The 12494-nt window shown below is 71.3% G+C and carries 12 protein-coding genes; 6 read left to right on the top strand and 6 right to left on the bottom strand.

Annotation, left to right across the window (positions count from 1 at the left end):
• The first annotated feature begins 234 nt into the window (after positions 1-234).
• Positions 235-1782: an FAD-dependent oxidoreductase gene (locus H343_RS0103850; protein ID WP_028430048.1), complete on the top strand. Its 1548-nt coding sequence runs from the start codon at positions 235-237 to the stop codon at positions 1780-1782.
• Between the two features lie 156 nt (positions 1783-1938).
• Entirely contained in the window at positions 1939-3456 is a 1518-nt protein-coding gene (locus H343_RS28795) for an LCP family protein (protein WP_051264566.1), read from the top strand.
• A 140-nt stretch (positions 3457-3596) separates the two neighbouring features.
• On the opposite strand, the gene H343_RS0103840 is transcribed toward H343_RS28795, so the two are convergent.
• From H343_RS0103840 to H343_RS0103825, 4 genes are all read right to left on the bottom strand, one after another.
• Positions 3597-5399, bottom strand: coding sequence for an acyl-CoA dehydrogenase (locus H343_RS0103840; protein ID WP_028430047.1), 1803 nt, complete (start codon positions 5397-5399; stop codon positions 3597-3599).
• 108 nt (positions 5400-5507) lie between these two features.
• Positions 5508-6341 (bottom strand): SAM-dependent methyltransferase, encoded by an 834-nt coding sequence (locus H343_RS0103835; RefSeq protein WP_028430046.1) that lies wholly within the window; start codon positions 6339-6341, stop codon positions 5508-5510.
• Between the two features lie 41 nt (positions 6342-6382).
• Positions 6383-6619 carry a DUF397 domain-containing protein gene (locus tag H343_RS0103830; protein WP_028430045.1) on the bottom strand — a complete coding sequence of 79 codons (237 nt, stop codon included), beginning with the start codon at positions 6617-6619 and terminating at the stop codon, positions 6383-6385.
• Between the two features lie 18 nt (positions 6620-6637).
• Positions 6638-7495, bottom strand: a complete 858-nt coding sequence (locus H343_RS0103825) for a Scr1 family TA system antitoxin-like transcriptional regulator (RefSeq protein ID WP_028430044.1) — start codon at positions 7493-7495, stop codon at positions 6638-6640.
• A 220-nt stretch (positions 7496-7715) separates the two neighbouring features.
• Here H343_RS0103825 and H343_RS28790 point away from each other — a divergent pair, with 220 nt between their 5' ends.
• Positions 7716-8174, top strand: coding sequence for an ATP-binding protein (locus tag H343_RS28790; protein WP_051264565.1), 459 nt, complete (start codon positions 7716-7718; stop codon positions 8172-8174).
• A 176-nt stretch (positions 8175-8350) separates the two neighbouring features.
• Positions 8351-9166 (top strand): SAM-dependent methyltransferase, encoded by an 816-nt coding sequence (locus H343_RS0103815; RefSeq protein WP_028430043.1) that lies wholly within the window; start codon positions 8351-8353, stop codon positions 9164-9166.
• Positions 9167-9326: 160 nt separating this feature from the next.
• On the opposite strand, the gene H343_RS0103810 is transcribed toward H343_RS0103815, so the two are convergent.
• A complete protein-coding gene (locus H343_RS0103810; RefSeq protein ID WP_028430042.1) occupies positions 9327-10247 on the bottom strand; it encodes a Scr1 family TA system antitoxin-like transcriptional regulator in 921 nt (306 codons plus the stop codon).
• A 191-nt stretch (positions 10248-10438) separates the two neighbouring features.
• A complete protein-coding gene (locus H343_RS0103805; protein WP_028430041.1) occupies positions 10439-10681 on the bottom strand; it encodes a DUF397 domain-containing protein in 243 nt (80 codons plus the stop codon).
• A gap of 211 nt (positions 10682-10892) precedes the next feature.
• On the opposite strand from H343_RS0103805, the gene H343_RS35195 reads away from it, so the two are divergent.
• Both H343_RS35195 and H343_RS0103795 read left to right on the top strand, forming a co-directional pair.
• Positions 10893-11099, top strand: a complete 207-nt coding sequence (locus tag H343_RS35195; RefSeq protein WP_158679505.1) for a hypothetical protein — start codon at positions 10893-10895, stop codon at positions 11097-11099.
• Positions 11100-11477: 378 nt separating this feature from the next.
• Positions 11478-12377, top strand: a complete 900-nt coding sequence (locus tag H343_RS0103795; RefSeq protein ID WP_028430040.1) for a universal stress protein — start codon at positions 11478-11480, stop codon at positions 12375-12377.
• The last annotated feature ends 117 nt before the right edge of the window (positions 12378-12494 follow it).

The raw sequence follows: 12494 nt of genomic DNA, 5'->3' as shown, positions 1-12494 counted from the left end.
GGAGACGGCGCCGGGTACCCCCGGCCCGGCGGGCGGACACGTGTGCGCTCCGCGAAACCCCCGTGCACGGTGAGTGAGCCGGTCGCCGCTGGGCATCACAGTTCCGTCGAACAGTTCGACGGAACTGCCGGGGGGTGCCCCGGGACCACAGTCGTCCCGGGGCCGGACGAGCCGGTGGACCGGGCCTGCGACCAGGCCGGGCGAACCGGGTGACCTGACCATTGAGGAGCAGCGGTGACCACACTGCCCGTCGGTTATGAGTCGTACTGGATGCTGTCCGCGGCAGCCGCCCCCCATCCGCCGCTGGCGGCCGGCAGCGGGACGGAGGTGGACGTCGCGGTCGTCGGCGGCGGCGTCGCGGGACTGTCGGTGGCCTGGGAGGTGGCGCGCCGCGGGCTGAGCGTCGCCGTGCTGGAGGCCGACCGCATCGCCGCCGGAGTCACCGGCCACACCACAGGGAAGGTCTCCTCCCTGCACGGACTCGTCTACGCGCACCTGCGCGCCAGGCGCGGCCCCGAGGGCGCCCGCATGTACGCGGAGTCGCAGCAGCAGGCGGTCGAGCATCTGGCTGCCGTGGCCGGTGGGCTGGGGGTCGACTGCGAACTGGAACGGGGCCCGGCCCACACCTTCGTCGAGTCCGAGCACCACGCGGACGAGGTACGGGCGGAGGCCGAGGCGGCCCGCGAGGCCGGCCTGCCCGCCTCCCTGGTCACCCGGACGGGCCTGCCCTTCGAGGTGTGCGCGGCCGTACGCGTGGAGGACCAGGCCCAGTTCCACCCGCGCAAGTACCTCCTCGCGCTCGCCGAGGACCTGCAGCGGCTCGGCGGGCAGATCTTCGAACGCACCCGAGTCATGGGGCTGGACGAGGGCGAGCCCTGCCGTCTCAGTACCGAGAACGGAGCCGAGGTGATCGCCCGTGACGTCGTGGTGGCCACCCACTATCCGGTCTTCGACCGGGCGGTGATGTTCTCCCGGCTGGAGCCGCGCCGCGAACTGGTGGTCTCGGCCCTGCTGCCCGCCGCTCAGGACCCCGGCGGCAGCTACCTCACGCCCGAGCGCGGCACCCGCTCGGTGCGCACCGCTCCGTATCCGTTCGGGAAGGGGCAGCGGCTGCTCATCGTCACCGGCGAGAAGTTCACGCCGGGCACCACGGGGCAGGGCTCGGTCGGGGCGGGCTACGAGCGGCTGGCGGCGTGGACGTACGAGCGCTTCCCCGACGCCCGCCTCGTGCACCGCTGGGCGACGCAGGACAACGACACCACCGACCGCGTGCCCTACATCGGCCCGTTCCACCCCGCCTCCCAGCACACCTGGGTGGCCACGGGCTTCGGCGGCTGGGGCATGTCCGGCGGTGTCCTCTCCGGTCAGCTGCTGGCCGCCTACATCACGGGGGAGCCGCTGCCGCGCTGGGCCAGGCTGTACGAGCCGCGCCGGCTCAGCCCGCGGGAGGCGCCCGCGATGCTGCGCTTCCAGTCGGCCGTGGCGGGCCGGTTCGTCGGGGACCGGCTGCGTTCCTCCTACGTCGACTCCGTGGACGAGATCGCCCCGGGCACCGGCGCGATCGTGCGGGTCCGCGGGCGGCGCTGCGCGGTGCACCGCACGCTGGAGGGAGAGGTGCGGGCGCTCTCGCCGCGCTGTACGCATCTGGGGTGCCACGTGCGCTTCAACGACGCGGAGGGCGCTTGGGAGTGCCCCTGTCACGGCTCGCGGTTCGACACCGAGGGCAGGGTGATCCAGGGACCGGCGACGCGCCCTCTGGAGCGTCGTGACGATCTGGAGTGAGCCGCGGAGGTCGGGGCTTCGGGCCCGGCGGCACGGGGCCGAGTGGCGTTCATCTGACGGGGTGAGCGGAACGGCGAGTGGTATGTGGCGGCCGGGGTCGCGGGGCGGCCGTGCCTAGCATGCGGAATACATCATTCCGCGGAGGTGCACCGCCACATGTCCCCCCTCTTCCGTCCGCAGCGCACCCGCCCCTCTCACTCCTTCCCCCAGCGCTCCCCGGCGTCCCGTCCGGGCCGTCTTCTCGTCCTCACCGGAGTTCTCTGCGCCGCCCTGACCTGCGGTGCGGCCCTGAACGCCGGGGCGGCTCCGTACGCCGGCGGCGGCGCCGGCACGGGAGACAAGGCCGCCCCGCCCGACGACGCGGACCGTGCCCGCGACGCCCTCTCCGGACTGTCCGAGCAGGGCCGTCCCGCCCGCGGCCCCGGTATGAACATCCTCCTCGTCGGCCTGGACCGGCGAGCGGGGCTCTCCCAGGAGACCAAGAACCGGCTGCACGTCAACGGCGAGCAGTGCGACTGCGCCGACACGATGATGCTCCTGCACGTCTCCGCCGACCGCCGGAGAGTCAGCGTCGTGAGCATCCCGCGTGACTCCTACGTGCGCTTCGCCTCCCACCGGGACTCCGGCGAGGGCTTCGGCAAGATCACCGACCGCACCACCCGCCACCTGGGGAAGATCAACAGTGCCTACGCGCACGGAGGGCCCTCTCTGACCGTCCGTACCGTCGAGCAGGCGACCGGCGTGCGCGTCGACCACTACGCCGAGACCGACTTCGTCGGCTTCGAGAAGATGGTCGACCGGCTCGAGGGTGCGCAGGTGTGCACCGACAAGCCCCTGAGGGACACGGGTTCGGGCCTCAAGCTCCCGCGGGGGACCCACGTCCTCGACGGGAACGACACCCTGCGGTACGTGAGGGCACGCAAGGTCGACCCGCCCGGTGACCTCGGCCGTGTACGCCGCCAGCAGCGCGTGATGGGCGAGTTGATGCGGACCATGGCGGGCGTGCGGAACACCGCGAACCCGCTGGAGATGATGCGCGCCGTCAACGACCTGCGCGGGGCGGTGCGCTGGGACAGCGGGATGACCACGGAACGGATCGTCGAGCTCGCCGTGTCGCTGCGCGGACTGACGGCGCGCCAGACCGAGTTCGCGACCGTGCCGCTCTCCGAATTCGACCACAGGGCACCCGTGTGGGGCTCGACGCTGCGCTGGGACGGCCCCCGCGCGCGGGCCCTCTTCGCGGATCTGCGCGAGGACCGGCCCGTCACCGGCAACCCGGTGACCGGGCCCGCGCCGGGCCACCGCGCAGTGCCTTACGCGCCGGAGGAGGTGAAGGTGCGCGTCGAGGGCGGCGGCGAGACGGCCGCGGACATCGAACAGGAACTGCGGGACAACGGCTTCCACGTGATCGAGGGCGGGAAGGGCTTCTCAGCGCCGCGCGGCGGACGCACCGAGATCGCCTACGACTCGTACTGGGAGCGGAAGGCGAGCACGCTCTCCGCCGCGCTGCCCGGTGCGGTGCTGCGCCCGGAAAAGGTCGCGGGCGACAAGCATGACGACGTCTTCACCGTGCGTCCCGGCGAGAAGGGCGGCGAGGTGGCCGACGTGGTCCACGACCGCAGCAGCGTCGAGGGCGCCCCGCTGCGGGGCGACGCGCTCGACTGCGACGACTGACCGGAACCTCCCGGGACGGGAGGTTGGGGACCACGCCGGTGAGGGCCGCCACCCCGGGGGAGGTGGCGGCCCTCACCGCCGGCCGGGGACAGGGAGCGGCGCCCGGTGTCTCCGTGCGCTCCGGCCCCGCCCGACACCCCTTAGAACCAGTCCGGTTCGGTCTCCAGCGTGGTGACGTCGAGGGAGTCCAGCAGATCGAACTGCGGTCCGGTCCGGGGAAGTTCGTGGCGGAAGAAGAAGCGCGCGGCCTGCCGCTTGCCCCGGTGGAAGTCGTCGTCGTGACCGGCCGCGGCGAGGAACTGGCCGAGCCAGATCCACGCGACGACGGTGTGGCCCACAGCCTCCAGGTAGGCCGAGGCGTTGGCCAGCGCGACGGACGGGTCGCCCGTGCCCCACAGACGGGCGGTGACCTTCGTGACCCGCTCCCACGACTCCCGCAGCCGCGCGCCGAGTTCGGCAGCCTCGCCCTCCGCCGCCAGTGCCCGCTCGACGGTCGCCGCGATGGTCTCACCGAGCGCCACGAGCCCCGCGCCGCCGTCCATGACGGCCTTGCGGCCGAGCAGGTCCAGGGCCTGGATGCCGTGGGTGCCCTCGTGGATGGGGTTGAGGCGGTTGTCGCGGTAGTGCTGTTCGACGTCGTACTCGCGGGTGTAGCCGTATCCGCCGTGCACCTGGATGGCGAGGTCGTTGGCCTCCAGACACCACTGGGAGGGCCAGCTCTTGGCGATCGGCGTCAGCACGTCCAGCAGCAGCCGCGCGTGCGCCCGCTCCTCGTCGGTGCCGGCGGTCTGCTGCTCGTCGACGAGCCGTGAGCAGTACAGCAGCAGGGCGAGGGCGCCCTCGACGTAGGACTTCTGCGCGAGCAGCATCCGCCGCACGTCGGCGTGTTCGATGATGGGGACCTGCGGCGTGGCGGCGTCCTTGCCGTTGACGGGACGGCCCTGCGGACGCTGCCGGGCGTAGTCCAGGGATTTGAGGTAGCCGGTGTAGCCGAGCGCCATGGCGCCCGCTCCGACGCCGATGCGGGCGCCGTTCATCATGTGGAACATGTACGCCAGTCCGCGGTGCGGCTCACCGACGAGATGGCCGACCGCGCCCTCGGCCCCGCCCGGACGGTGCGCCCCTTCACCGAAGTTGAGCAGCGTGTTGGTCGTACCGCGGTAGCCCATCTTGTGGTTGAGACCGGCGGTCACCACGTCGTTGCGCTCGCCCAGGGAGCCGTCCGGGCCGACCAGGTGCTTGGGCACGATGAACAGCGACAGGCCCTTGACGCCCGGCGGGCCTCCGGGGATGCGGGCGAGCACGAGGTGGACGATGTTCTCCGACAGCTCGTGGTCGCCGGCCGAGATCCACATCTTGCTGCCGAAGAGACGGTGGGTGCCGTCGGGCTGTTCCTCGGCGCGCGTGGTCACGTCCGCGAGCGAGGAGCCGGCCTGCGGCTCGGACAGGCACATGGTGCCGAAGAACCGTCCGGCGAGCATCGGTCGTACGTAGGTGTCGATCTGCTCCCTGGAGCCGTGCTCGCACAGCAGCCGTGCGTTGCCGAGGGTGAGGAAGAGGTACGCGGAGGTGCCGACGTTGGCCGCCTGGAACCAGCTGAAGCAGGCCGTGGCCACCGTCTGCGGGAGCTGCATGCCGCCGAGCTCCTCGTCCATGGAGGAGGCGAGGAGGTCGGCCTTCCGGAAGGCGTCCAGCGCCTGCGCGGCCTCGGGGACGGTGTGGACGTGTTCACCGTCGAAGCTGGGCTCCTCCTGGTCGTTCTTCTTGTTGTGCGGTGCGAAGTGCCGGGTGGCGATCGCTTCGCTGAGGTCGAGGACCGCGTCGAAGGTCTCGCGGGAGTGCTCGGCGTACCGGGGGCGCCGGGTCAGCTCCTCGGCGTCGAGCCACTGGTAGAGCAGGAAGTCCAGGTCCTGGCGGGAGAGGAGGAGCGAGGGAGTGGCCATGGCGTATCCGATCCCGGTCGGCAGCGTACGGGAGCAATTCTAAGCGCTTGCTTATCGTGCTGCCGCGGGTCGTTCCCTGTCAACGCCCCCCTCGTGGGCCCCTCCCGTTCAGGGCTTGCGCGCGACGCCCGCGTAGGCGGGGACGTCGGCGTCCTCCAGCCCCCGCGGCGTGTCCTCGTCCGGGCGCCAGCGGTGGGGGGCCACCAGGCCGGGCTCGGCCAGCTCCAGACCGTCGAAGAAGCGCGCCACCTCGGCGCGCGTGCGGGGGCGCAGCGGAAATCCGCTCTCGGCGTAGGTCTGGAGCACTGTCTCGCCCCGTTCGGCCTGCTCGGCGTGGGAGGCGTCGACGAAGTCCGCGGTGATGTGCGTCAGCACGAGATGACTGTCCGCGGGAAGCGCACCGAGCAGCGTGGTGACGATCTCGTAGGGGTGCCGGTCGTCGGCGACGAAGTGGAGCAGAGCGTTGACGGAGAGCGCGACGGGCCTGCCGAGGTCGATGGTGTCGCTCAGTTCCGGGGCGTCCAGCACGGTCTCCGGGTCCGTCACGTCCGCGTGCACGTAGGCGGCGTGCCCCTGGGGCGTGCCGCTGAGCAGGGCGCGGGAGTGCCGGCGCACGAGAGGGTCGTTGTCGCTGTAGACGACCTTGGCCTCCGGTGCCACGGACTGCGCGACCTGGTGCAGGTTGGGCTCGGTGGGGATGCCCGAGCCGATGTCGAGGAACTGGCGTATGCCGCGTTCGGACGCGAGCCACCGCGTCGCCCTGATCATGAAGCCGCGGTTGGCGCGGGCGACCGTCCGTACGGCGGGCATGGCCGCCGCCACGGCCTCTCCGGCCTTGACGTCCGCGTCGTGGTGGCTGCGGCCGCCCAGGTAGTAGTCGTACATCCGGGCAGGGTGCGGCCTGCCCGGATCGGAGTGCGGTACCTGGTCCTCTCCGGTCAAACTTCTCTCCCTCCGGTCCTGGCCCCTCGTCCCCGCCCGGGTCACATGAGCAGGAAGTCCGCCTCACCCCGCTTCGCGCCCCGTACGAAGGTGTCGATCTCCTGGGGGCCGCAGATCAGCGCGGGTCCCTCCGGATCGGTCGACTGGCGCAGGGCCACGCGGCCGTCGTGGAGTTCGAGCACCTCCAGGCAGTTGCCGCCGTTCGGGCCGCTCCACGGCTTGCGCCAGCCCTGTGTCCCCAGCCGCCCCGCGGGCATGCCGTTGTAGATGTCACTCATGTGGTGCACCCCATCCGGTCAGAAGTCCTTGCGTATCTCGGAGAGGAGACTCCCGGTGCGGGACGCCGGCAGGGCCTGGGTGCCCATGCGGTCCAGTGCCTCCAGGTAAGCGGCGGTGTCGGGACGCTCGTCGTGGTAGACGGCGCCGGTCAGGCCCTCGGTGCAGACGATGTCGGGCAGCTCCGGGATGTCGAAACGGAAGAGCTGGAAGGGGCCGAACATGGCGGGGTGGGGGCCGGAGGTGAACGGGATGAGCTGCACGGTGACGTTGGGCATGGCGGAGCATTCGAGGAGCCGGTCGAGCTGGCGGCGCATCACGCCGGGCTCGCCGATGTGCCGCCGTACCACCTGCTCCTCCAGCAGCACCCACAGGCGCGGGGCGTCCGGGCGGCGCAGCAGCTCCTGCCGCTCCATGCGCAGGGCGACGCGGCGGCCGAGCTCCTCCTCGTCCGCCCGGGGGAATCCGGTGCGCAGCAGCTCGCGGGCGTACTCCTCTGTCTGCAGCAGACCGTGCACGCAGTGGGGCTCGTAGGCGCGGACGAGGCCGGCCTCGCCCTCCAGGCTGACGTGGAGGGAGAACCAGGGCGGCAGCACGTCGCGGAAGCGGTGCCACCAGCCGGGCTGATTGGCCTCCTCCACGAGGGAGACGAAGGAGGAGATCTCGGCATCCGGAATTCCGTACGTCTTGAGAAGTTTCTCCACATAGGGCGGCTTCAGGCCGACTTCCGCCTTTTCCATGCGACGCACCGTGGTCGTATTCACACTCAGCGCGGCGGCGGCATCGGAGAACGAGCATCCCGCGCGCTCACGGAGATCTCTCAGCCGGAGGCCCAGAACCATCTGACCCACTGTCGGCGCGGTGCGGCCGTCGGCCAAGATGCCTCCCCTCCAACGGACTTGTCGCACCAGCAGTGTGCCACGGCCCGTAATGCGGCAGCCACAATGCCCCTGCGGTTCTGCAATTCGCAGAACGCCTCTTGCTTTGTGCGACGGACGCACGACATAGTGAGGGACGTGATTCAGCTCATGACGTCCGGTGCGCTCTTCGCGTCCCCCCCTTCCGCCTCACGCCTGTAGACGGAAGGTGCAGCGAACAGTGGCTCTCTCCCGTCCCGTCATACCGCTCGCCACGTCCGGAACGGACGGGGGCGCGGCAGGTGTGCGCCGCGAGGGATTCGAGCTGCCCGCGCACGCGACCGCTGTGGCGGACGCCCGTGAGAGGGTCCGCGGTCAGCTCCTCAGCTGGGGACTGCCGGACGATCTCGGCCTCACGGCACAGCTGATCGTCTCCGAGTTCTTCACCAACGCCGTCCTGCACACCGACAGCTGCCGCGTGCGCTGCCGCCTCCAGATGTGCGAGAAGTGGCTGCGGATAGAGGTCTGCGACGAAGGCGCGGGATGCGCCCCGGTCGCACCCCGTGAGGCCGGGGCGGACGACGTGAACGGGCGCGGCCTGCAACTGGTGAGTGCCGTCGCGGAGCAGTGGGGCGTGCGCACGGACGCCGGGGATCCGGGCCGTGTGGTGTGGGCGGAGCTGAACCTCGGCCTGCGGTGACTGTCCGCTGCAGCCGCCTCACCCGCCCCGTCTGCCGCGCCGCCCTCGTCTCTTTCGTATTTCCCCTGCCCTACTGGGCAGTTGAGGTGATGCGCGTCATATCGGCGTGGGACGCTGTCACGCAACGAAACGTGTACGCAACGGGACGTGTGCACAGCGATGACGGTGAGGCAGGCATGCGCGAAGAGGAAGCCGCCGCAGGGCAGGGAGTGGACGTCAACATCCCCAGCGTGGCGCGGATGTACGACCACTACCTCGGCGGCAAGGACAACTACGAGGTCGACCGCCAAGCCGTGGCGGAACTCGACAAGGTCGTCCCCAGCACCAAGCCCCTGGCCATCAACAACCGGCGCTTCCTCCAGCGGGCGGTGCGCGTACTGGCCCAGGACTACGGTGTGCGGCAGTTCCTCGACCACGGCTCCGGCCTGCCCACCCAGGACAACGTGCACCAGGTCGCACAGCGCGTCGACCCCGGGGCGCGGGCCGTCTACATAGACAACGACCCCATCGTCCTCGCACACGGACGTGCCCTGCTGCAGGAGAACTCCAACACCGCCGTCATCCAGGCGGATCTGCGCGACACCGAGGCGATCTTCAGGCATCCCGAGGTGGAACGGCTGCTCGACCTGTCGGAGCCGGTCGGTGCCCTGTTCGTCTCGGTGATGCACTGCATCCCCGACTCCTCCGACCCCGTCGGCGTGCTGCGCGGCATCATCGAACGGCTGCCGTCCGGCAGCTTCCTGGTGATCAATCAGCTCGTGAGCGAGGACAAGGCCACACGGGAGTTCGTCACGGAGTTCATGGCGGAGACCACCCGGAACCGCTGGGGCCGTGTGCGTGAGGTGCATGAGGTCGAGCGCTACTTCGACGGCCTGGAGATCCTGGAGCCGGGCCTGGGGGAGATCAGCGACTGGCGGCCGGACTCCGACCTCGGGCCGAAGCAACTGACCCACGAGTGGTACGAGTTCGGCGGCGTCGCCCGCAAACCCTGACTCCTGCCGAGGTCCCGGCCCGGTGAGTGCCGCAGGCGCCACCGGGCTGTGCCGCGCGGCGTTCCCCGCCGGCGTCGGCCCGACGCCGGCCGACGCCCGCTGACGCAGGGCAGCTTGAGGCCGGCGGTCGCGCGACGGCGCCCGCGGAGGGGACCGGTTCTCAGAAGCCGCCGTGGCTCTCGTGCCGGGCCAGCAGCCGTTCCAGGAAGTCGACCGTCATGGAGGGCGGTTCGGCGGTGGCACACAGGCGGTCCATCACCACCATGTAGTTCTCCACCTCTTCGCGCTTCTCCAGGTACAGCGACGTGGTGAGCTGCTCCAGGTAGACGATGTCCGGCAGGTCGGGCTCCTGGAAGCGCAGTATCGTCACCGGCCCGCCCGCCGCCGCGAGGCCGCCGATCGCGAAGGGCGCGATCTGCAGCGTGATGTTGGGCTGTTCGGCGGCCCACAGCAGCCGCTTGATCTGTTCCCGCATCACCGACGGGCCGCCCAGCGGGCGTTGGAGCGCTGCCTCGTCGACGACCGCCCACAGCTTCGGGCTGTGCGCACGGGTGAGGATCGCCTGACGGTTCGCCCGGAGCTCGACGCGCTTCTCGATCTCCTCCGTCGACGCGCGCGGGTGCCCCAGACGCATGACGGAGCGGGCGTAGTCCTCCGTCTGCAGCAGCCCGGGGACGAACTGCACTTCGTACATGCGGATGACGGATGCCGCCTCCTCCAGGCCGATCAGCCTGTCGAACCAGGGCGACATCACATCGCTGTACTTCTGCCACCAGCCCGGAGTGCTCGCGTGGCGTGCCAGCTCCAGATACCCCTCGCGGTCCCGCTCCACCGTGACGCCGTACATCGACAGCAGGTCGGCGACGTCACGCTCCTTGCAGCCGACCCTGCCCAGCTCCAGGCGGCTTATCTTGGCGTGTGAGCCGCGGATCGCGTCCCCCGCGGCCTCACGGGTGATGCCCCGTTCCTCGCGGAGCCTCCGCAGCTGCGTCCCGAGGACGATGCGCAGGATCGTCGGCCCACCGCGCGGATGGTCGAGGATCCGCCTGACCGACGAATCGCCTTCCTGCTGTGCTGCCATCAGGTGTGTTCCTGCTCCCGTGAGTGACGACTCGAGCGCTCAGTGTCCCACTCGGTGAACGGCCCGTACAGTCATGCTGGTTGCACATACCCCGGCCATGTGCCGCTGCCATGCCGGCGCCGTACACCGGCGGGAGACATGAGCCCCCGTTCGCTCCTGCGGGCCGAGTCGCTACGGCCGGCTCCGCCGGTTCACTCCGCCGCGGGCAGCAGGTCGTCGAAGTCGCCGTCCTTGGCTCCCTGGACGAACGCGGCCATCTCGGCCGGGGTGTAGACCAGGGCCGGGCCCGAGGGGTGGCGCGAGTTGCGTACGGCGACGGAGCCGCCCGGCAGACCGGCCAGTTCGACGCAGTTGCCGTTGGGGTTGCTCCGGTTGCTCTTGCGCCAGGTGACGTCGCGCAGTCGGCTGGCCTGGATGCCGTTGTCGATGTGCATGAGCGCCTCTCATCAGTTGCGTCGATCCGCGTTCGGGGGGTGTCGCGCCAGCACTGTCTCACAGCCCGGTGTTCGTGCAGATGTAATTGCAGATGTGCTTGCAGGTGTGAGTACGCCTCGGGAAGAATGACACGCGCAGCGGTCCTGAACCCCGAAAACGCCCTGGGGGAAAGTCAGTTCGGCTCATCTGCCCCTCACTCTGGGAGTACCGGTGACCTCACACGGATACGAAACCCCCTCTGCGGCCGGACCGGTGGACGAGCAGGCCGCGATCGCCGAACTCCAGCACTGCGACTGGGACGACCCGCTGACGAGACTGCTTCTGCTGCTGGAGATCGCCGACCGGCCGGCATGGCTGCGGGATGTGGCCCGTACCTCACGGGGCGGCGGTGCGCCGGCGCAGCGCAGGACCGGCTGAGAACGCGAACGGCTGCCGTCCCCGCGGGCCGCCCCTCCCGCCGGCCCGTCCGTCCCCGTGACGTCGGCTCACGCGGGCACCGCCCCCCGAACGGCGGGTCGGTGCGAAGCCCGCCCCGTGGAGAGCGGGCCGGTGCGGCGGCAGGCCGCAGACGCCCCGGGGCCCGGAACCGACCTGGTTGCCACAAGGGAGGCGCGCGGCGCGGTGCGGTGTCTGTGCGCCGCTTCGGACATAATGCCTCAATGGCCGGGATACCCGTCCCGCGGCGGAGGGCGTCAACAGCCCTCCCGCGTTTGCAGGTTGGCAGTCCAGGGATCAGATCCCGCATGCCCGGCAGAACGGGACGCACGGACGAGCGAGGCGAGGGAGAGCTGAGAGATGAAGGACCGCTCCACATCCCCGGACACCGAGGACCGCGTGGTCGTCGGCGTCGACGGGTCGGAATCCTCACTGCGGGCCCTCGACGTGGCAGCCGAAGAGGCGGACCGGCGGGGAGTCCCCCTGGAGATGGTCTATTCGGCGGGCTGGCCCAAGCGCTCCCGCGTCCCGGTGACCGACAGCGACGTCGAGCGTCTGCGTGTCGCAGCCGCCGCGGTCCTGGACGACGCGGGGCAGCGTGCCCGGGACACCGCGCCGGACCTGCGCGTCGTGCCGTCCGTCCAAACGGAGGCCCTCGCCGCCGACGCCCTGGTCAACGCCAGCCGTTCGGCCGCGCTGACCGTCGTCGGCACGCGGGGCCACGGCGGGTTCTCCGGCCTGCTGGTGGGGTCCGTAAGCCTCCGGGTCGCCGTGTACGCGGAGAGTCCGCTCCTCGTCGTGGGTGAGAGCCGCGAGAGCGGCGGCACCGAACGCGGCACCGTACTCGTGGGGGTGACCGGCGAGGCCGACGCGCCCGCCGTGAGCTTCGGCTTCGAGGAAGCCGCCCGCCGCGGCGCCTCCCTGCGCGTGCTCCATCCCTGGTCGCTGCCGCGCATGCCGGGACGGCTCCAAGTGCCGCCGAGCGAGACGGAACAGTCGCGTACGTCCGCGACGGAGCTGGTACGCGGGATGGTCGCCCCTCACCGGGAGGACCATCCCGACGTGCGGGTCAGCGCGGAGGAGCAGGGCGGCAGCCCGTCGGCGACCCTGATCGAGGCCAGTCGCGCCGCCGACCTGCTGGTCTTCGCCGTGCACCGGCGCCAGCGCCGCCGCCTCGGACTCCAGCTCGGGCCCGTCGCGCACGCGGTGCTGCACCACGCACGGTGCCCGGTCCTGCTCGTGCCCGTCCCTACGGACTGACCCGCCGTCGGCCCGCCCGGCGGCCGGTCCACGCGGCCGGCTCCCCCGGGGGCCTGCCGCGGGCTCTCCGCGGAGGACCCGCCGGGCTCCCGCAGACAAGGGGACGGCACTCCACCG

Source organism: Streptomyces sp. TAA204 (assembly GCF_000424965.1).
This window is presented reverse-complemented; position numbering and strand designations above follow the sequence as displayed.